Annotated in this window: 15 protein-coding genes; 8 read left to right on the top strand and 7 right to left on the bottom strand. The window is 64.9% G+C overall.

What is annotated here, in order from left to right; genetic code table 11:
- Positions 1 to 87: 87 nt before the first annotated feature.
- Together NH448_RS04160 and NH448_RS04155 are read right to left on the bottom strand one after the other, a co-directional pair.
- Complete coding sequence (locus NH448_RS04160; RefSeq protein WP_045992246.1) at positions 88 to 804, bottom strand: LrgB family protein; 717 nt, start codon at positions 802 to 804, stop codon at positions 88 to 90.
- Positions 801 to 1,184: a CidA/LrgA family protein gene (locus tag NH448_RS04155; protein ID WP_045992245.1), complete on the bottom strand. Its 384-nt coding sequence runs from the start codon at positions 1,182 to 1,184 to the stop codon at positions 801 to 803. The genes NH448_RS04160 and NH448_RS04155 overlap by 4 nt, the downstream gene beginning before the upstream one ends.
- Before the next feature lie 174 nt (positions 1,185 to 1,358).
- On the opposite strand from NH448_RS04155, the gene NH448_RS04150 reads away from it, so the two are divergent.
- Positions 1,359 to 2,411 carry a class I fructose-bisphosphate aldolase gene (locus NH448_RS04150; RefSeq protein ID WP_045992244.1) on the top strand — a complete coding sequence of 351 codons (1,053 nt, stop codon included), beginning with the start codon at positions 1,359 to 1,361 and terminating at the stop codon, positions 2,409 to 2,411.
- Between the two features lie 165 nt (positions 2,412 to 2,576).
- Here NH448_RS04150 and tkt read toward each other — a convergent pair whose 3' ends face one another.
- Complete coding sequence (gene tkt / locus NH448_RS04145; protein ID WP_253028430.1) at positions 2,577 to 4,568, bottom strand: transketolase; 1,992 nt, start codon at positions 4,566 to 4,568, stop codon at positions 2,577 to 2,579.
- A gap of 371 nt (positions 4,569 to 4,939) precedes the next feature.
- Between tkt and metK the strand changes: the two genes are divergently transcribed.
- The 5 genes from metK (at position 4,940) to NH448_RS04120 (ending at position 12,378) form a co-directional block, all read left to right on the top strand.
- A complete protein-coding gene (gene metK / locus NH448_RS04140; RefSeq protein WP_045992242.1) occupies positions 4,940 to 6,160 on the top strand; it encodes a methionine adenosyltransferase in 1,221 nt (406 codons plus the stop codon).
- Positions 6,161 to 7,127: 967 nt separating this feature from the next.
- Complete coding sequence (locus tag NH448_RS04135; protein ID WP_108449996.1) at positions 7,128 to 7,595, top strand: hypothetical protein; 468 nt, start codon at positions 7,128 to 7,130, stop codon at positions 7,593 to 7,595.
- Between the two features lie 275 nt (positions 7,596 to 7,870).
- Positions 7,871 to 9,910: an NAD-dependent DNA ligase LigB gene (gene ligB / locus NH448_RS04130; RefSeq protein WP_253028429.1), complete on the top strand. Its 2,040-nt coding sequence runs from the start codon at positions 7,871 to 7,873 to the stop codon at positions 9,908 to 9,910.
- A 42-nt stretch (positions 9,911 to 9,952) separates the two neighbouring features.
- Entirely contained in the window at positions 9,953 to 11,380 is a 1,428-nt protein-coding gene (ahcY, locus tag NH448_RS04125; RefSeq protein WP_253028428.1) for an adenosylhomocysteinase, read from the top strand.
- Between the two features lie 194 nt (positions 11,381 to 11,574).
- Positions 11,575 to 12,378, top strand: a complete 804-nt coding sequence (locus NH448_RS04120) for a UDP-2,3-diacylglucosamine diphosphatase (RefSeq protein ID WP_045992239.1) — start codon at positions 11,575 to 11,577, stop codon at positions 12,376 to 12,378.
- Between the two features lie 63 nt (positions 12,379 to 12,441).
- Here the strand turns inward: NH448_RS04120 and NH448_RS04115 are convergent, their stop codons facing one another.
- Complete coding sequence (locus NH448_RS04115; protein ID WP_253028427.1) at positions 12,442 to 13,026, bottom strand: TetR/AcrR family transcriptional regulator; 585 nt, start codon at positions 13,024 to 13,026, stop codon at positions 12,442 to 12,444.
- A 144-nt stretch (positions 13,027 to 13,170) separates the two neighbouring features.
- Here NH448_RS04115 and NH448_RS04110 point away from each other — a divergent pair, with 144 nt between their 5' ends.
- Entirely contained in the window at positions 13,171 to 13,824 is a 654-nt protein-coding gene (locus tag NH448_RS04110; RefSeq protein ID WP_253028426.1) for a glutathione S-transferase family protein, read from the top strand.
- 35 nt (positions 13,825 to 13,859) lie between these two features.
- Here NH448_RS04110 and NH448_RS04105 read toward each other — a convergent pair whose 3' ends face one another.
- Complete coding sequence (locus tag NH448_RS04105) at positions 13,860 to 14,789, bottom strand: AEC family transporter (protein WP_253028425.1); 930 nt, start codon at positions 14,787 to 14,789, stop codon at positions 13,860 to 13,862.
- Between the two features lie 248 nt (positions 14,790 to 15,037).
- On the opposite strand from NH448_RS04105, the gene metF reads away from it, so the two are divergent.
- Positions 15,038 to 15,886, top strand: coding sequence for a methylenetetrahydrofolate reductase [NAD(P)H] (metF, locus tag NH448_RS04100; protein WP_222516151.1), 849 nt, complete (start codon positions 15,038 to 15,040; stop codon positions 15,884 to 15,886).
- 248 nt (positions 15,887 to 16,134) lie between these two features.
- Here metF and NH448_RS04095 read toward each other — a convergent pair whose 3' ends face one another.
- Both NH448_RS04095 and NH448_RS04090 read right to left on the bottom strand, forming a co-directional pair.
- Complete coding sequence (locus tag NH448_RS04095) at positions 16,135 to 18,321, bottom strand: TRAP transporter permease (RefSeq protein WP_213227310.1); 2,187 nt, start codon at positions 18,319 to 18,321, stop codon at positions 16,135 to 16,137.
- Positions 18,322 to 18,394: 73 nt separating this feature from the next.
- Positions 18,395 to 19,387, bottom strand: coding sequence for a TAXI family TRAP transporter solute-binding subunit (locus tag NH448_RS04090; RefSeq protein WP_045992233.1), 993 nt, complete (start codon positions 19,385 to 19,387; stop codon positions 18,395 to 18,397).
- Positions 19,388 to 19,408 lie beyond the last annotated feature (21 nt).

Raw genomic sequence — 19,408 nt, 5'->3', positions numbered from 1 at the left:
CTCAAATCGCCCCGCGCGTCGCGGCTCCAGCGGCGTCACACTGGGCATAAAACCGCGCAGGTAGCATAAAAATAAAGCTGAATCGGTTCAGCCGAGCATGCCGGCCAGGCGCCAGGCCAGCGGCATCATCAGTGCCGTCAGCACCCCGGTCAGCGTCATGCCGAGAGAAGCGAAGGCACCGGCGGTGGGGCCCAGCTCGAAGGCGCGCACAGTACCGATGGCGTGGCCGTTGATGCCCAGTGCCAGCCCCAGCAGGCGCTGATCGGTGATCTTCAATAGCCGGCCAAACAGGCTGACGCAGGCGGTGGCCGCGACGCCGGTGATCAACAATCCCCCCATCAGGATCGGCACCGAGCCGCCCAGGCGCTCGGTGATGCCCATGGCGATGGGAGCGGTCACCGATTTGGGTGCCAGCGAGGCCAGCAGTTCCGGCGGCGCCCCCAGTGCCCAGGCGATTAGCAACGCATAGCAGGCGGCCAGCACCGTCGACACCGGCAGGCAGACCAGCAGCGGCCGCCACAACGCGCGTATGTGGTGCATCTGCTGGTAGAGCGGTACCGCCAGGGCCACCGTGGCCGGGCCCAGCAACAGCATCAGCCACTGGGCGCCCTGCCGATAGTCGACGTAGGCGATGCCGGCCGCCTTGAGCGTCGCGGCGAGCAGCAACGAGGCCAGCAGTACCGGCGGGCACCAGCCGGGAGAGCCGAGCCGCCGAAACAGCGCCATGCCGGCCAAGTAGGCGCCGATGGACAGGGCGATGGCCAGCATTGGGGTATCGAGGTGATCGACCACGGCGAGGTTCATGAGGTCTTTCCTTGGGCGGTGGTGGTCGCCTCGGAGGGCGTCGCCGGCAGCAGGCGGCGCATCAGCCACAGGGTGCTGGCAACGCTCAGCAGGGTGCCCAGGGTCAGCGCCAGCCCTACGGCGAGCCAGTGCCCCGAGATCTGGTCGAGCACCCAGAACACCCCGACCACGCCGGGCATGATCAGCATCGCCAGCAGCATGATCAGCGGCTGTGCCGCCGCTGCCACGTCTTCGTGCATGCGGCCTCGTAGTACGAAGACACCAGTCAATAGCATCAGTCCGACGACGCCGGGGGACAGCGGCAGTTCACCCAGGCTGACCACCAGGTCGCCGACCAGCCACAGCAGCGAAAGCCATAAAAAGCCTCGTAACACGGACATTGCAATCCTCTTGGGTCATTGTCACTGGCCGGGGCCAGGGGAATTGAGCCATTGTGCCGACTCATGGTGCCTTGGTCAGCAGGGGCTCTCGTTGCAGCGCGTCATCCGCTACCCTGTGTAGACTGACTATTCGCCTACCGCCCGACTGGGTCGGGCATGACAGGGAGATTGATGATGAGTGATATTGCCAGCTGGCTGGGTGCCGAGGCAGAGGACCTTTTGACTCATGAATGTCGCGGTATCGCCAAGGAGCAACTCCACCTGCCGGGATCGGACTTCGTCGACCGGGTGATGATGGACTCCGACCGCTCGCCGGCGGTGCTGCGCAGCATGCAGACGATGTTCAACCATGGCCGTCTGGGGGGCACCGGTTACCTCAGCATCCTGCCGGTGGATCAGGGGATCGAACACTCCGCTGGCGCCTCCTTCGCACCCAACCCGATCTACTTCGATCCGGCCAACATTGTGGAGCTGGCGATCGAGGGCGGCTGCAACGCCGTGGCTTCTACCCTGGGTGGCCTGTCGTCGGTGGCGCGCCGCTATGCCCACCGCATCCCGATGATGCTCAAGTTGAACCACAACGAGACGCTGACCTATCCGGCGATCTACGATCAGACCCTGTTCGCCGAGGTCGACCAGGCCTTCGACATGGGGTGCGTCGCCGTGGGTGCGACCATCTACTTCGGTTCCCCCGAGAGCCGTCGCCAGATCGAAGAGATCAGCGCGGCCTTCGAGCGCGCCCACGAGTTGGGCATGGTGACGGTGCTGTGGGCCTATCTGCGTAACCCGGCCTTCAAGCATGAGGGCACCGACTATCACGTGGCCTCCGACCTCACCAGTCAGGCGGTCCACCTGGCGGCGACGCTCAAGGCGGACATCGTCAAGCAGAAGCTGCCCGAGAACAACGATGGCTATCGCACCATCGGCTTCGGCAACACCCACGAGAAGGTCTACAGCGAGTTGACCAGCGATCACCCGATCGATCTGGCCCGCTATCAGGTGGCCAACGCCTACATGGGGCGTGCCGGGCTGATCAACTCCGGCGGTGCCTCCACCGGAGAAGGCGATCTGACCCAGGCGGTGCGTACCGCGGTGATCAACAAGCGGGCCGGTGGCATGGGCCTGATCTCCGGTCGCAAGGCCTTCCAGAAGCCGATGCGTGACGGGGTAAGCCTGCTCAACGCCATTCAGGACGTCTATCTGGCGCCGGATGTCACCATCGCCTGATCCAAGCCTGCCTCAACAACCGCGCAGGATAGAGGATCAGGCCGCCTAGGCCGACCATCAAGGTCGCTAGATACAGCAGGGGCACGGCGTAAGCCGTGCCCCTGCTCGTTTCTGCTGGTCACGCTTTCGGTCGCAACAGGCCGGGCGTGCCGGCCCGCGCTGGACTTAACCCAGCAGCGCCTTGGCGCGTTCCACCAGGTTGTCCACGGTGAAGCCGAAGTGCTTGAACAGGTCGCCCGCCGGGGCCGACTCGCCAAAGCTGGACATGCCGATGGTGTCACCGTCGAGGCCCACGTACTTGCTCCAGTAGTCGCGATGGCCTGCCTCGATGGCCAGACGGGCGCGAACACTGCGCGGCAGGACGGACTCACGGTAGTCGGCGTCCTGGCTGTCGAAGACGTCGGTGGCCGGCATCGATACCACGCGCACCTGCTTGCCTTCGGCTTCCAGGGATTCGGCGGCCTGCATGGCCAGTGTCACCTCGGAGCCGGTGGCGATCAGGATCAGCTCAGGGGTGCCTTCGCTGTCCTTGAGTACGTAGCCACCACGCTGGATGTTGGCCAGCTGGCTCTTGTTGCGCTCTTGGTGGGGCAGGCCCTGACGGGACAGTACCAGCGCGGTGGGGCCGGCGCTGCGCTTGACCGCGTGGGCCCAGGCGGCAGCGGTCTCGACCGCATCGCAGGGGCGCCAGGTGCACAGGTTCGGGGTGGTACGCAGACTGGTCAGCTGCTCGATCGGCTGGTGGGTCGGGCCGTCCTCGCCCAGACCGATGGAGTCGTGGGTGTAGACGAAGATGGCGCGCTGGTTCATCAGCGCCGCCATGCGCACGGCGTTGCGCATGTACTCCATGAAGATCAGGAAGGTGGCGCCGTAGGGCACGAAGCCGCCGTGCAGGGCGATACCGTTCATGATGGCGCCCATGCCGAACTCGCGTACCCCGTAGTGCAGGTAGTTGCCGCCGGCTGCTTCGGCGCTGATGGCCTCGGCACCCTTCCAGAAGGTCAGGTTGGAAGGCGCCAGGTCGGCGCTGCCACCCAGCAGCTCCGGCAGCTGCGGGCCGAGCTCGTTGAGGCAGTTCAGCGAGGCCTTGCGCGAGGCCACGGACTCGCCCTTCTGCTGGGCGGCCTCGACCAGCGCTTCGCTGTTGAGCTCGCTCGGCAATTCACCCTTCTGGCGACGCAGGAATTCGCGGGCCAGCTCCGGGTGCTCCTGCTGGTAGCGCTCGAAGCGAGCCTGCCAGTCGGCCTGGTGCTTCTGGCCACGCTCGCAGGCGTCCCAGCCCTGGTAGATATCCTCGGGGATATGGAAGGGCGCGTGGGGCCAGTCGAGTTGCTTGCGCGCCGCTGCGACTTCCTCTTCGCCGAGTGCCGCGCCGTGGCATTCTTCCTTGCCCTGCTTGTTGGGGGCGCCGAAGCCGATGACGGTCTTGCAGATGATCAGGGTCGGGCGATCCTGCTGGGTGCGGGCCATCTCGATGGCGGCCTTGATCTCCTCGGGCTTGTGCCCGTCCACCGCCGGTACCACGTGCCAGCCGTAGGCTTCGAAGCGCTTGGCGGTATCGTCGGTGAACCAGCCTTCGACCTCGCCGTCGATGGAGATGCCGTTGTCATCGTAGAAGGCGATCAGCTTGCCGAGCTGGTGGGTGCCGGCAAGCGAGGCGACCTCATGGGAGATGCCTTCCATCAGGCAGCCGTCGCCGAGGAAGCAGTAGGTGTAGTGGTCGACGATCTCGTGGCCCGGGCGGTTGAACTGACCCGCCAGGGTGCGCTCTGCCATGGCCATGCCGACGGCGTTGGCCAGGCCCTGGCCGAGGGGGCCGGTGGTGGTCTCGACGCCGGGAGCGTAGCCGTACTCGGGGTGACCAGCGGTCTTTGCGTGGAGCTGGCGGAAGTTCTGCAGTTCTTCCAGACCCAGGTCGTAGCCTGACAGGTGCAGCAGGGAGTACAGCAGCATGGAGCCGTGGCCGTTGGACAGCACGAAACGGTCGCGATCGGCCCACTTGGGATCGTCAGGGTTGTGAACGAGGTAGTCGTTCCACAGCACCTCGGCGATATCGGCCATACCCATCGGGGCTCCGGGGTGGCCGGAGTTGGCCTTCTGGACGGCATCCATGGAAAGGGCGCGAATGGCGTTGGCCAGTTCGAAACGGGACGGCATTGAGGGCTCCTCGCCTGGGGCAAAGTGGCAATCTGACGTTGGCCTGCCCGGTGGGGGCGGCGCAGCGGCGTCAAGGATAGGCGCCGCCTGTCGTGCCTGTGGACAACGAGGGCGGGAGGGGCGGCGCGGATCGATCGGGGACATATTGTCGCCGGAAATGACAGATCCATCAAATGCCGGGGACTTGATCCATGCCTGGCAGGGTCTGCCATGGCCCGGCCTGTCGCTAGGAACCGGACGGTCGAGCGTGTAGAATTTCGTCCCGCCAGGTCCACGCGGAATCTGCATAGTGCGATCGTCGATCACGGTCGCTCCCGTTTCCATCTTGCCAGGCCCGCCTGCCGATTATCCTACAGAGGGTCGAGGACGCCATGAGCGAATACTCCCTGTTTACCTCCGAGTCCGTGTCCGAAGGACACCCGGACAAGATTGCCGATCAGATTTCCGATGCCGTGCTCGATGCCCTGATCGCGCGGGACAAGAATGCCCGTGTGGCCTGCGAGACCCTGGTCAAGACCGGTGTCGCCATCGTGGCCGGCGAGATCACCACCTCCGCCTGGGTGGATCTCGAGGAGCTGGTGCGCAAGGTGATCATGGATATCGGCTATACCTCCTCCGACGTCGGTTTCGACGGCGAGACCTGCGGGGTGCTCAACCTGATCGGCAAGCAAAGCGTCGAAATCGCCCAGGGCGTCGATCGCGAAAAGCCCGAGGATCAGGGCGCCGGTGATCAGGGCCTGATGTTCGGCTATGCCACCAACGAAACCGACTCTTACATGCCGGCGCCGATCCACTACAGCCATCGGCTGGTGGAGCGCCAGGCCGAGCTGCGTAAGCGTGGCCTGCTGCCCTGGCTGCGTCCCGATGCCAAGAGCCAGCTGACCTTCCGTTACGACGATGCCGGCAAGCCCTGCGCGGTCGATGCCGTGGTGCTGTCCACCCAGCATGATCCGGACATCGACCAGGAGCAGCTGCGCCAGATGGTCCAGCGCGAGATCATCGAGCAGGTACTGCCGGCGGAGTGGCTGTCCGACAGCACGCGTTATCACATCAACCCGACCGGCAAGTTCGTCATCGGCGGCCCGGTGGGTGACTGTGGCCTGACCGGGCGCAAGATCATCGTCGACACCTACGGCGGCATGGCGCGACATGGTGGTGGTGCCTTCTCCGGCAAGGACCCGTCCAAGGTCGACCGCAGCGCCGCCTACGCCGGCCGCTACGTGGCCAAGAACGTGGTAGCGGCGGGACTGGCCGAGCGTTGCGAGATCCAGGTGTCCTACGCCATCGGTGTCGCCGAGCCGACCTCGGTGTCGATCAACACCTTCGGCACCGGTCGTATCGATGACGAACGTATCGTCGAGCTGGTGCGCGATCACTTCGACCTGCGCCCCAATGCCATTACTCGCATGCTGGATCTGCTGCATCCCATGTATCAGCTGACCGCAGCCTACGGTCACTTTGGCCGTGAGCCCTTCGAGACCAGCTATAGCTGGACCGATACCGAAGGCGAGATCCACACCGAGACTTTTACCGCCTTCCCGTGGGAGAAGGTCGACCGGGCCGACGCTCTGCGCGCCGCCGCCGGTATCTGAGCCCTCATCCGACAGTATCGGCACGGTGTCCGCGCCTGCCGACATGACAAGGCCCGCCTGGTTCGCCAGGCGGGCCTTGTCGCATTGTGGCGGCGGGGGGGCCGCGAATGTGCGAAGAGACGTTGGCAGAGCGGTCGCAAGTCTTCTGGTGACCTGGTGGTGATTGTGCGTCTTTGCCTACCTCTTTGTCGCCGGGTTATGCGTCAAACGGCGACATCATCTCATTCCTTTTCATATCCGCGCATGCGGGCGGAGAAGCCTTTGGCTCACGGCTAATCTAATATTAGATGGAGACAGGATGCAGATGCCGCTTAGTCGGCAGCGCGGTATCGCATCAGCGCGTCATCATCTGTCAGGCAGCCAGTGATGGTCGTTGGTTCTCGGTAGTCAAAGGTTCGATGTGTCGTTGTCCATCGCCAGATCGTTGTCGAGAAACCACTGTCGAGAAACCGCTGTCGGGAAACCGCTGTTCAAGAACCATCGGCGGCCAAGTGGCCTGAACGGGAAAGTGACGCCCACGTCGCCGGAAAAGCGGTGAGAAAGCGGTCACTAAGTGGCTGTGAATTGGTTAGGCAGCGGCTGGAAAAAATCGGTTGGAAGGCGGCCAGAACGTGAGAATGATTAGCGATAAAAAACGCCGGCGAGCCGCCTGAAAGATGTCAGGAAAGAGGCGCTTTCGGCGACAGGCATATATGGCCTGTGTGAGTTGGACGTCGGTATATATCCATGTCCTTGGCATTTGGGGCGCTGGACAGAAGGCGGTTCGTGGAAGCACATGTCTTGGCCGCGATTGAAGTGTGGCCGGCACGATGGTGTGGTCGGCACGATGGAAAGAGGCCATAGCGCCCGTGACAGGAATACTGGCTGGTGCCCCGGGCGGCACGAAGAAGAGCCGATGTGCGGGTGAGACAGGATCAGGGACATGAGCGCTGCGCCAAGACGGTAGCAACGACAGGGGGATCAGAAGATGGGCGAAGCAAGGCACCACTATCACTTCTATCAGCGCCATCATCAGGGGCACTTTCAGCGTCTTCACGCGGACCCGACCTGCTCGCGAACCAGGCTGGCGTCACAGCAGGAACTCTGGCGCAAGGAGTCGCCGTCGCGCAAGGGGGCTGGCGATGACGGGACCACCGAGGCTGGAGGGCGATACTCCCATGACGTGGTATCGCCGGAAGGTGACGATGATTATCTCCAGTATCGTGAGCTATTCATGACCAAGCTGGCGCTGGAGGCTACCGCCGCACTGGCAACGTTCCTGGTGACTGCCGCCGCCATCATGATGATTCTGCTTCAGCACCAGGGACTCTTGACCGCCGTCATCGTCATTGCACTGAGCGTGCCCGCCTTTGTGCTGTCGACGCAGCGCCTTTCGTGCCTGGGGCATGATGCAACGATGTTCGAGAGCGAACCCTTGGGAGATATTCGATTATGAGCATCGGTCAACAGGTGCTGCTCGGCGTCGCCATCACCTCGCCGTTGCTGGTGCTGACATGGTGGTCGGTACGACGTACCGATCGCCATCTGAGAAAGCGTCGCCAGTAGCACCTCAGCATACGGGCTCTCCGTACAGCCGCGCCGTTCAGGTATGCCGTCTGATCACGCCGTTCGAACGTGCCGATCGGTCGAGGCGTTCGGCCGAGGCGTTCGGCCGTCATGTCAGGTCGTGGTCTGCGATGGTGACCTTCGGTCGTGACCAAGGAGGGCCAGATGGCCGGGCGTCTCGTCTCCTGTCAGAGTTTCGTATCTTGTCAGAAAAGCACCATCCTCTCGTCTCACCGTTCCTCAGCCAGCTGGCGATGCCTGCTGTTCGTGGTGTCGCTGGTCCTGCCTTCGTGGGCCAACGCCAGCTGTCCTGACTGGACGGCGAGCATGGCGTCCAGTCGCATCACCGAGTTGACCAGCCACCTGCGGCAGTGGGAGCAGGCCTACCGCAAGGACGGCAGCTCGCCGGTCAGCGATGATGTGTTCGACCAGACCGAACGTCGGTGGCGCGAACTCCAGCGCTGTTTTCCCGAGCTCGAGGTGGCGGACTTCAAGGATAGGTCTTCCGCGCCGACAGTGGATAGTGCCACCCCTTGGCAGCGCCACCCTGTGGCGCATACCGGGCTTCGCAAGGCGCAGGGCGCCGCCGAGGTGAAGCGTTGGCTGGTGACTGAAGGTCCAGGCTCGCCGCCTGCGGCACCGGCCGACCGCGCTACCGATGTCTGGATTCAGCCCAAGGTGGATGGTGTGGCGGTCAGTCTTGTCTATCACGGAGGCCGCCTGGCGGGCGTGTACAGTCGTGGGGACGGGCGGACCGGCCAGGACTGGACACGCCATGCCGCGGTCATCCCGTCGATTCCCCAGCGCCTGGCAGGTGATTGGCAGTCGCTTGCCGACGGCGATGGTCTGGTGTTTCAGGGTGAGCTGTATGAGCGCCTTGAAGATCATGTCCAGCAACGGGATGGCGGGGCAGGGGCACGCTCCCATGTGGCCGGCTGGCTTGCCCGCGATGAGTTGTCCCCTGCGCTGGGCCAGCGTATCGGTCTGTTCGTCTGGTCCTGGCCGATGGGGCCGCGGGGGCTCGAGGATCGACTGTCAGGGCTCGAGCACCTGGGCCTGGGTCAAATATCGCGATACACCCACCCTGTTGAATCCCAGGAGGACGCCGCCGCCTGGCGCGAGCGCTGGTATCGCTCGCCGCTGCCCTTCGCCACCGATGGCGTGGTACTACGGCGTGGGCGCAGGCCCGACGGTGTGACCTGGCAGGCCGAGCCGCCGCACTGGGCACTGGCCTGGAAGTATCCTCCGCGAGAGGCCCTGGCGGAGGTAGCCGACATAGCGTTCCGCATTGGTCGCAGCGGTCGCATCACCCCGGTGGCCCGGCTTGTGCCGGTGGAGGTGGATGGACGCAGGCTGAGCCAGGTCAGCCTGGGGAGCCTGTCACGCTGGCGTGAGTGGGATCTGCGGCCCGGCGATCAGGTGATCATCGAGTTGGCCGGGCTGATCATCCCTCAGCTAAAGGGGGTGGCCTGGCGCGCAGCCGAGAGGCCTGACCTCGAGGTTCCCGCGGAATCGGACTTTCACCTGCTGAGTTGCTGGCACCCGACCCCGGAGTGTCGGCAGCAGTTTCTGGCTCGCCTGGCCTGGCTCAGTGATTCATCGGCGCTGGATCTCGACGGCGTCGGGGAAGGCACCTGGAAGGCGCTGGTGGACGCCGGCCTGGTGGCGGGGTTGCTGGACTGGCGGGAACTGTCGCCAGAGCGACTGGCCCAGGCAAGCGGCATCGGCAAGGTCACCGCAGAGCGTCTTGGTGTTGCCTTCTCCGAGACCAGTCATCGCAGCTTCTCGCGGTGGCTAAGGGCCCTGGGAGCGCCCGCGGCCGGGGGTATCTCCGAGCACGACTCCTGGCGCACGCTGTCGGCGTTGGACGCAGCCGGCTGGCGCCGCCGCCCCGGCGTCGGTGATGTTGGCGCCAGGCGCTGGCGAGCGTTTCTTTCGCATCCCGAGGTCGTCGCCCTGGCGCGGCAACTGGCCGACGCCGGTATTGCTGGCTTCGTCGGGGCCTTCGACGATGACGCGACACGTTCGATTGCCACGCCGGGCTCAGCTAGCCCTTCTCATAGCCCTTCTCATAGCCCTTCGAACCGCCCTCCAGCTAGTCCCTCACACCGCGCACCAGCTTCTCCCTCAGCGACTCGACTGAAAAGTGATGCTGGCGCCCGGCTAGAGATCGACGCAGCGCCCTGGTTGGCGAGTCCGCCATAGTGACTCCTATAGTGAAGGCTGGATAACCAGCAGGAGGCGAGCATGACTCCGACCGAGGCTTCGCAAAGGGCGCAGTGGGCTCAGCGTCAGGATGACTACCGGGTCGCCGATATCGGCCTGGCCGACTGGGGGCGCCGCGAGATTCGCATCGCCGAAAGCGAGATGCCGGCCTTGATGTCCCTCAGAGCCCGGTACCGTGAGGTCCAGCCGCTCAAGGGCGCACGTATCGCCGGCTGTATCCATATGACGATTCAGACCGCGGTGCTGATCGAGACCCTGGTCGACCTTGGTGCGAGCGTACGCTGGTCGTCCTGCAACATCTTTTCCACCCAGGACCACGCCGCCGCGGCCATCGCCGCAGCAGGCGTCCCGGTATTTGCCTGGAAGGGCGAGAGCGAGGACGAGTTCTGGTGGTGTATCGAGCAGACGGTGGATGGCGCCGACGGCTGGACCCCCAATCTGGTGCTGGATGATGGCGGTGACCTGACGCTGCTGTTGCACGAGCGACATCCGGACAAGCTTGACGCCATCCACGGCATCAGTGAAGAGACCACCACCGGTGTCCATCGACTGCTCGAGATGCTCAGGGCAGGCACCTTGAAAGTGCCGGCCATCAACGTCAACGACGCCGTCACCAAGTCGAAGAATGACAACAAGTACGGCTGCCGTCACAGTTTGAATGACGCCATCAAGCGTGGGCTGGATCACCTGCTGGCGGGCAAGCAGGCATTGGTGATGGGCTATGGGGACGTGGGCAAGGGGTCGGCGGCCTCGCTGCGCCAGGAAGGCATGATCGTGCGGGTCGCCGAGATCGACCCGATCTGTGCCATGCAGGCCTACATGGATGGCTTCGAGGTGGTTTCCCCCTATCGTGGCGGTGTCAATCGTGGCGTCGACAGTCTCGATCTCGAACTGCTCGGCAAGACCGACCTGGTGGTGACCTGCACCGGCAATATCGGCGCCTGTGACGCCGCCATGCTGGGCGCTCTCAAGAATGGCGCGGTGGTCTGCAATATCGGCCACTTCGACAGCGAGATCGATACCGCCTACATGCGCAAGCAATGGCTCTGGGAGGAGGTCAAGCCCCAGGTGCACAAGATCTACCGTGACGCCGGGCCGGGGCAGACGTACGATCCCGACAGCCGCAATGTGATCTACCTGCTGGCCGAGGGGCGTCTGGTCAACCTGGGCAACGCCACCGGCCACCCCTCGCGGGTGATGGACGGCTCCTTCGCCAATCAGGTGCTGGCACAGATGCACCTGTACGCCCGGCGTTTCGCCGAGCTGGGCCCCGACGAGCGCGACGGCATGATCGATGTCACGGTGCTGCCACGCCATCTCGACGAGGAGGTGGCACGCTACATGGTGGAGGGCTTTGGCGGCGTGATCACCCAGCTGACCGAGGCCCAGTCGGAGTACGTCGGAGTGCCGGTGGAGGGGCCATACAAGCCCGACCACTATCGTTACTGAGGCTTGCCGGATAGGGGGCTGTGAGCCCCGCCAGCCTTGATAGGGGGCAGGGAATCAGGGCTGGGTAGTCAGCCTGGGGCGAGCCTGGGGAATAGCGGGGCAGGGGACGGCACCGGTCATCGTTTCGTCATGGTCGCGCCACGGCAGTGTCACCGGGACAGGACAGGCTGGGTGGGCGTCACAGGAGACTGCCCATGGCCACATCACTGACCGCTCGTACCCTGTTCATTTCCGATCTTCACCTCGGCACCCGGGATTGCCAGGCCGCCTTGCTGTCGCGGCTGCTGCGCCGCGTGCGTCCGGAGCGCCTGTATCTGGTAGGGGATGTGATCGACCTTATCGCCATGCACCGTCGGGCGTCACTGCCGGCGGAGCAGCAGCGTCTGGTGGGGCGACTGTTGCGCCTGGCCAAGGGCGGTTGCGAGATCATCTACATCCCCGGCAACCACGACGCGGCCTTGCGTCAGCTGTGTGGCATCCGTATGCACCGGGTGCGCATCGAGCGCCGGGCGATCCACGAGACCGCCGATGGTCGCCGTCTGCTGGTGAGCCACGGCGACGAGTTCGATACCCATGTGCGCCTGGCTCCCTGGCTGATGGCGCTGGGTGATGGCATGCATCAGTTTGTGCTGTCGCTCAATCGCTGGTGCAACAAGGCGCGCAGCCTGCTGGGCCTGCCTTACTGGTCGCTGGCGGCGGCGGTCAAGGGGCGCATCGGCGCGGCCCAGCGCTATGTCGAACAGTTCGAGCAGGCGGCCATCCACCAGGCGGCCCGGGAAGGACTCGATGGCTACGTCGGCGGGCATATTCACAAGGCCGGATTTCGCGCCCAGGACGGCGTGCTGTACTGCAATGACGGCGACTGGGTGGAGCACTGCACGGCGCTGATCGAGCGTCCCGACGGCAGCCTGGCGCTGATCGACTGGGAAGGGCAGGTGATCGAGGCCGAGCCTTCGATGCCCCGCGCCTGCCCCGAGGGCGCCCTGGCGGGGGCCTGAGAGGCTTCCCCCATCGCTCGTGTTGTATCCGTTCGCTTTACCGGCCTTGCTCAGTCGTTTTCTTCAGGCTTCCTGGCCGACAACGCCGCTCCGACTGACGGGTAGCGCATTGGCCTTTGCCAGTGCTCTGCCAACCTCCAGTAATTCTTCCGCCAGCCGCGGGTCATTGACCGTACGCGCCATGGCCAGACTGCCGATCATCGCAATCGTCTGGCCGAGCGCGCGCTTTCGCGTGTCGGTGTCCATGTCAGAGGTGTCGACAAAGCGCGTCAGGAAGCCTTCCAGCAGGGCGGTATAGGTGGTGCGCACCTGCTCGTCGCGCTGTGCCACATCGCTGACCAGGCAGGCCAGTGGGCAGGTTGCCTCGTCCTTGGCGAGAGACTGGCTCAAGTAGGCCTCGATGCGGGCTTCTCGACTTTCGAGGTGATCGAGCGCGATGGCCCCGCGCCTGGCAGCATGACGGATAGCATTGGCGTAGAGCGTCGACTTGCTGTCGAAGTGGGCGTAGAAGGCGCCCCGGGTCAGACCGGCGGCGGCCATCACCTCGTCGATACTGACGGCATCGTAGCCTTTTCGGGTAAAGCAGCGGGCAGCTGCGTCGAGGATGCGGGTGCGGGTCTCGTGCTTGCGTTCGCGGCTCCAGGGCATGGGCCGTCTCCGATGGCAGAATATGTTATTGAACATATGGTGTCAGCGGCCATGCTGCAAGACGAGCGAGCACGACTTGCACACACGTCGGCGTATATATCGGTAAGCGCCGGCGGTTTTTCGTCTGGTAACCAGGAGGTTGGCATGGCAAGCGTACATATCGTGGGTCCCGCGTTCTCGAACTTCGTGCGCAGCGTGGTGCTGGTGTGTCACGAGAAGGGCATCGAGCACAGTGTCGGGATGGAGGTTGAGGGGCGTCGGGTCGAGCTGCATTCACCGGAGTTCAAGGCACTCAATCCCTTCGACAAGATCCCCGTGCTGATTCACGGCGAACGACGCCTGTACGAGAGCGTTGCCATCTGCCGCTACCTGGAGGGCGCCTTCGATGGGCCCGACCTGCTACCCAGGGATGACTGGACGCGGGCCCAGGTGGACCAGTGGTGTGCTGCGCTGGCCACCCAGGCCGACCAGGCCATCGTGCGGCACTACCTGCTGGAACTGGTCTTTCCCAAGGGGCCCAATGGCGAGGTGAGGGAAGACCGGGTACGCGAGGCGGCCCCGGAGGTGGCACGGATACTGGCCATCCTGGAGCACCAGTTGGCGGGGAGGGACTTTCTCGTCGGTGATGGCTTCACCCTGGCCGATGCCCTGGCGGCGCCGATGCTCGACTATCTGGAGGCCACGCCGCCCGCCGCCTCGCTGATGGAGGAGGCGCCAAATGTCCGAGCCTACGTGGAGCGTCTGAGATCGCGGCCTTCCGGCAAGGCGGTATTGGTCGCGCCCGTGTTTCCCCGTTAGTCACTCTCGGCGCTAGCGACTTTCGCCTTTCAGCTTCACTGCACCAGTCCCAGCATCCCGCTCAGGTACAGCGGGATCACCAGCGGCGCGGCCAGGGTGGTGATCAACACCGCCAGGGCGCCCTTCTCGGGCGCGATGCCAAGCTCCATGGCCACTACCACCACGTTGGCGGCCATGGGCACCACCCCGATCAACAGCAGCGCCAGCGCCATGTCCTGTGACAGCCCGGTGGTGGCCTTGAGCAACAGGACGGCGCCGAGCATCAGCAGTGGCCACAGCGCATAACGCACCGCCACGCAGGCGCCGATAAAGCGCCCATCCAGCGAGCGCACGGAAACACGGCCCAGGGTCATGCCGATGATCATCATGCCGAGCAGAGTGTAGGTCGCTGGAAACACCGACATGGCATCGGTCACCGCCGCTGGCACCGTCACGCCGACCCCTTCCACCAGCAGCGCCGCCAGAAAGGCGTAGATCAGCGGCAGCCTGGCGATCTTGAGCAGGCTGTCGCGCACCGTAAAGCGGCCGCGGGCGCTTAGATAGAAGCCGACGGTGAACTCGTAAAGGGTGACACCGAGTGCGCAGAACAGGTACAGGGTGACGCCGGAGGGGGGCAGCAACACCAGCGCCACCGGCAGACCAAAGTAGCCGGTGTTGCCGGTGCCGGCAGAAAACGCCAGCACCGAGCCTTCCTCATCCCCCAGCCAGCGCTTGCCCAGCCGATTGATGAGCATGGCCACCAGGCTTGCGATCACGAACAGGGCGGCGGTCAGGGCGAGGTAGGCCGGCGTCGGACCGCCCAGTACCAGCGCGCGGAAGAAGGTCAGCGGAGCGATCAGGTAGATCAGCAGGGTGGCGATGGGACGAGGGTCGACCTTGAGCCGCCTGGCGGACAGGACGCCGAGGGCGACGAAGGCGAGCAGGGTCCACAGGGGGCCCATCAGCGAGGTCGGGTCGACGGCCATGTTCATCATCCTTGGGTGCCAGGCCCCGTATCATGCCGTCTGGGCGCGCCGGTGTCAGCCCGGGCCGGCTGCCGAGGTCATTTTTTAGAACAGATGGTTATGAGTCTCCCCTTTCTTATATGAAGAGAATTGAAGTTTACCCGCGAAACTTTCATTGGTCGGGGTGAGGCCGAGTCGTCACAATGGCACCCATCACCTTTACGGCCGCCGATTTGCGGTAGCCCGACACGCTTCACGAGGACCCCGAGATGAGCGCACAAGAGCACCCGCTGGGCATCAGCTTCGAATTCTTCCCCCCGAATACCGACGCCGGGCGGGAGAAGCTGATGCGCAACCGGGACCTCTTGGCCGAGCGCAACCCGCGGTTCTTTTCCGTCACCTACGGTGCCGGCGGTTCCACCCAGAATCGCACCCTTGCCACCGTCAATGCGGTGCGCGAGTGCGGCATCACCACCGCGCCGCACCTGTCCTGCGTCGGCAGCGAGAAGGCCCAGCTGCGCGAGCTGCTGACCGACTACAAGGCCCAGGGCATCAACAGCCTGGTGGCCCTGCGCGGTGACCTGCCTTCCGGCATGGGCGGCATCGGCGAGCTGCGCTACGCCAATGAGCTGGTGGAGTTCATCCGCGAGGAGACCGGCGATCACTTCGAGATTGCGGTGGCGGCCTATCCGGAGTCTCACCCCCAGGCGGCGAGCTTCGAGTCGGATCTGCAGAACTTTGCCCGCAAGATGAATGCCGGTGCCAATCTGGCGATCACCCAGTACTTCTTCACCGCCGACGCCTACTTCCACTTCGTCGAGCGGGCCCGCCAGCTTGGCGTGGAAGCACCGATCATCCCCGGCATCATGCCAATCACCAACTACTCCAAGCTGGCGCGCTTCTCCGACGCCTGCGGTGCCGAGATCCCGCGCTGGATTCGCAAGCAGCTCGAGGCGTACGGTGATGACAGCGCCGCCATCGCCGACTTCGGCGAAGAGGTGATCTCGCGCCTGGCCCAGCGCCTGCTCGACGGCGGCGCCCCGGGACTGCACTTCTACACCCTCAACCAGGCCGAGCCGACGCTGAAGATCGTCGACAACATCACCGGCCGCTCATGACACCAACAACAACGCTGGACGGGTCGCGCTAGCCAGTCGCGACCACAACAACAAGAACGTCGGCCCCGCCCTGTGCGGGGCCGTCGTCGTTCTGGGGGAGGGTAGAGAAACGAAGAAGCCTGGCGGTTGGGCGCAGGCTAACGGCGGGCGGCCGTCGTCATGAGGGGAGTCCCAGGCACGAAAAAGCCCCGCCATGGGGCGGGGCCAGAGGGCGGGGCTCAAGGTGCGGGGTTAAAGGGGGGCGGGGTTCAGCCTGCGGTGGCGCTGCGGGTGCCGCCTCCGCTGGCGCGCTGCATCACGAACAGGCCGATGGCGATGGCCAGCCCTGCCAGGTCGGTGACGATGCCACCGTAGATCAGGCACAGGGCGCCGATCAGCATCACCAGCCGCTGCCAGGCCTTCACCGGTCCGAAGAACCAGGCCTGGACGGTGGCCGCCAGCAGCACGATGCCGATGGTGGCGGTGGTGCCGACCCTCAGGATCTGGGGCCAGTCGCCTTCCATCAGCATGGCCGGGCTGTAGAAGAACATGAACGGCACGATGAAGGCTGCCAGGCCGATCTTGAACGAGGCCACCGAGGTGCCCATGGCGTTGTCGCCGGAGATACCCGCCGCCGCGTAGGAGGCCAGCGCCACCGGCGGGGTGATCGCCGAGACCACCGCGAAGTAGAACACGAAGAAGTGCGCCACCAGCGGCTGGATGCCGATGTCGATCAGGCCTGGGGCGACCACCGAGGCGGCTACCGCGTAGGCGGCGGTGGTGGGCATGCCCATGCCCAAGAGGATCGAGATGCACATGGCGAAGAACAGCGCCAGCAGCTGGCTGACACCGGCCAGGCCCAGCAGCAGCGACGAGAAGCGCGCGCCGACGCCGGTCAGGGCGATGACGCCGACGATCAGGCCGGCACAGGCACATACCGCGATGATCTGGATCGACATGGTGCCAGCCAGGCTGAGGGCCCGCAGGATGGAGCGAATGCCCATCTTGTGGGGTGACAGCCAGCTCACCACCGCGGCGGAGGCGGTCGCCAGCGTGCCGGCGCGGATCACCGAGTAACCCATGAACAGCGCTGTGATCAGGATGATGATCGGGGCGAACAGGTAGACCTGCTTGATCAGCTTGGAGAACTGCGGAATCTCTTCCTTGCGCATGCCGCGCATGCCCTTGCGGGCCGCCTCGAAGTCGACCATGAAGTAGACAGAGGCGAAGTACAGGATCGCCGGGATCAAGGCGGCCACCGCGATCTCGGTATAAGGAATACCGGTGATCTCGGCCATGATGAAGGCGCCGGCACCCATGATCGGCGGCATGATCTGGCCACCGGTGGAGGCGGCCGCCTCGATGGCGCCTGCGCTTCTGGCCGGATAGCCGACCTTCTTCATCAGCGGGATGGTGAGCGAGCCGGTGGACACGACGTTACCGGCGCTGGTGCCGTTGATCATGCCCATCAGGCCGGAGGCGAAGATCGAGACCTTGGCGGGGCCGCCACGGGCGCGACCGGCGCCGGCGAAGGCGAAGTTGACGAAGTAGTCACCGACCTTGGAGGCCTGCAGGAAGGCCGCGAAGATGATGAACAGGATGATATAGGTGGAGGACACCGCCGTGGTCGGGCCGAGGATGCCGGCGTCGGTGTAGACCTGGCTGAAGAAGCGCCCCAGCGACAGTCCCGGGTAGCCGAGGAAGCCCGGCAGCCAGGGGCCCATGAAGACGTAGGCCAGGAAGATGGCGGAGATCACCACCAGCGCCAGACCGGCGACGCGGCGGGTCAGCTCGAGGATCAGCAGCGAGCCGGAGATGGCGGCCCAGCTGATGCCCATGGGCGCGAAGGAGGTGCCGGTGGAGGCGCGCAGCGGACTGTTGAAGACCACCAGCAGGTAGCCGGCCACGGCGGCGGCGCAGACCATCAACACGACGTCGGCCAGCAGCAACTGGTGGCGGGCCTGACGGGGAAACCAGGAAAGCGCAATGGCGCCGACGGTGGCGAGGATCAGCGGTGCGCCGTAGTGCCAGTTTTCGATGGCCGGCTCGATGCGCATGGCGCCGCCGGCCATGGTCTGCTGCATCAGCACCACCTGGATCAGGGCGTAGCCTGCGGGCAGCAGCAACGCCAGGGCGATCACGCTGGCCCAGCGCGGCGCACCGTCCTGGCCGTCCTCGACGAAGCGCGAGCCGGTGTAGAGGCCGAAGCCGAGGATCAGCGCGCCGGCGATATGGATGATGCGAAACGACCAGGTCTCGATGGGGTAGATATTGAGCGAGACCAGATGAAAGACGGTGTAGGCCACGGCGAGCACGCCGAACAGCCACCACTTGCCGCCCTGGAAGACACGGCGATTGGGTTCGACGGCTTCGTCGTCGACGCCCGAGGCGACGATGGGTTCGACCGAAGCGTCGGCCGCATCCTCGTCGCGGGGAGAATCTGGGGTGTGGGTCATGGAACGATACCTTGAGAAACGGACGACCGGCCGGGTGCCCGCCCGCGGACTGGCCGCGGGCGGGTGATCCTGATTACTGCTTGATCATGGACGGATCGATCTCGTAGCCGTTTTCCTCGTACCAGCGCGCGGCGCCGGGGTGGAACGGCAGCACGGTGTTGTACTGAATGTTCTCGGGAATGGTGGTCGCGGCACTGCGGTGCACGTCGAGCATCTTGTCGTTGTTTTCCATGGTCAGCTTGGTGACCTCGTAGACGAAGTCCTCGGGCAGGTCACAGCCGGCGATGGCGAAGTTCCACATGGACACCGCACGGGCGTCTTCCTCGAGGGTGGTGTAGGTGCTGGCCGGGATCTGGAAGGCCGAGACCGGGAACTTGTCGAGGACCTGCTGCTGCTCTTCCTCGGTGAATTCGACGATGTTGACGTCGGTCTGCACCTCGAGCTGGCTGACCGCGGGGATCGGAATGCCGGCGGCGAAGGCGATCACGTCGAGCAGGCCGTCCTGCAGCTGCCCGCCCAGGTCAGACCAGCCGCCGTTGCGGCGATCGAAGTTGACGCCCAGCTCTTCGAGGATGGCCGGGAAGTAGGTGTCGGAGGTGGAGGCTGCCGGGCCGAAGCCGATACGAGCGCCGTCGGGAATCTCGGAGATCGAGGTGATGCCGCTGTCGGACAGGGCGGTGATGGAGAACGGGGTCTCGTACATCGGGAACATGGCGCAGACGTTGTCCATCTTCACGCCGGGGGCCAGCGGGCTCTTGCCGTTCACCGCGTCGGAGGCGGGACCCATGGTGGTCAGGCCGAAGGCCACGTCGCCGCCGTGCACCAGCGCCAGGTTCTGGGTCGGACCACCGGTGACTTCGCCGCCGCCGGATAGACCGAGCTGGTCGGCGACCAGGTTGGCCCAGCCGGAGCCGTAGACGAAGTAGGTGCCGCCCTGGCTCGCGGTGCCCACGGTGAAGCTTTCGGGCCAGTCTTCACGGTCTGCCTGGGCGGCAGCGGACACCAGCAGGGTGCCGGCGAAGGTGGTGGCGAGGACGCCGGTGAGGAGCCGGGTAGAGGTGCTCATGCAATGTCTCCCAATGCGATG

It is taken from the genome of Halomonas sp. OfavH-34-E (assembly GCF_024124525.1).
Taxonomy (GTDB): domain Bacteria; phylum Pseudomonadota; class Gammaproteobacteria; order Pseudomonadales; family Halomonadaceae; genus Halomonas; species Halomonas litopenaei.
This window is presented reverse-complemented; position numbering and strand designations above follow the sequence as displayed.

Bases quoted from the DNA above. Each gene is read 5' to 3' on its own strand.
- NH448_RS04160 (WP_045992246.1), bottom strand. From the start codon at position 804: ATGAACCTCGCCGTGGTCGATCACCTCGATACCCCAATGCTGGCCATC.
- NH448_RS04155 (WP_045992245.1), bottom strand. From the start codon at position 1,184: ATGTCCGTGTTACGAGGCTTTTTATGGCTTTCGCTGCTGTGGCTGGTC.
- NH448_RS04150 (WP_045992244.1), top strand. From the start codon at position 1,359: ATGAGTGATATTGCCAGCTGGCTGGGTGCCGAGGCAGAGGACCTTTTG.
- tkt (WP_253028430.1), bottom strand. From the start codon at position 4,568: ATGCCGTCCCGTTTCGAACTGGCCAACGCCATTCGCGCCCTTTCCATG.
- metK (WP_045992242.1), top strand. From the start codon at position 4,940: ATGAGCGAATACTCCCTGTTTACCTCCGAGTCCGTGTCCGAAGGACAC.
- NH448_RS04135 (WP_108449996.1), top strand. From the start codon at position 7,128: ATGGGCGAAGCAAGGCACCACTATCACTTCTATCAGCGCCATCATCAG.
- ligB (WP_253028429.1), top strand. From the start codon at position 7,871: ATGGCCGGGCGTCTCGTCTCCTGTCAGAGTTTCGTATCTTGTCAGAAA.
- ahcY (WP_253028428.1), top strand. From the start codon at position 9,953: ATGACTCCGACCGAGGCTTCGCAAAGGGCGCAGTGGGCTCAGCGTCAG.
- NH448_RS04120 (WP_045992239.1), top strand. From the start codon at position 11,575: ATGGCCACATCACTGACCGCTCGTACCCTGTTCATTTCCGATCTTCAC.
- NH448_RS04115 (WP_253028427.1), bottom strand. From the start codon at position 13,026: ATGCCCTGGAGCCGCGAACGCAAGCACGAGACCCGCACCCGCATCCTC.
- NH448_RS04110 (WP_253028426.1), top strand. From the start codon at position 13,171: ATGGCAAGCGTACATATCGTGGGTCCCGCGTTCTCGAACTTCGTGCGC.
- NH448_RS04105 (WP_253028425.1), bottom strand. From the start codon at position 14,789: ATGGCCGTCGACCCGACCTCGCTGATGGGCCCCCTGTGGACCCTGCTC.
- metF (WP_222516151.1), top strand. From the start codon at position 15,038: ATGAGCGCACAAGAGCACCCGCTGGGCATCAGCTTCGAATTCTTCCCC.
- NH448_RS04095 (WP_213227310.1), bottom strand. From the start codon at position 18,321: ATGACCCACACCCCAGATTCTCCCCGCGACGAGGATGCGGCCGACGCT.
- NH448_RS04090 (WP_045992233.1), bottom strand. From the start codon at position 19,387: ATGAGCACCTCTACCCGGCTCCTCACCGGCGTCCTCGCCACCACCTTC.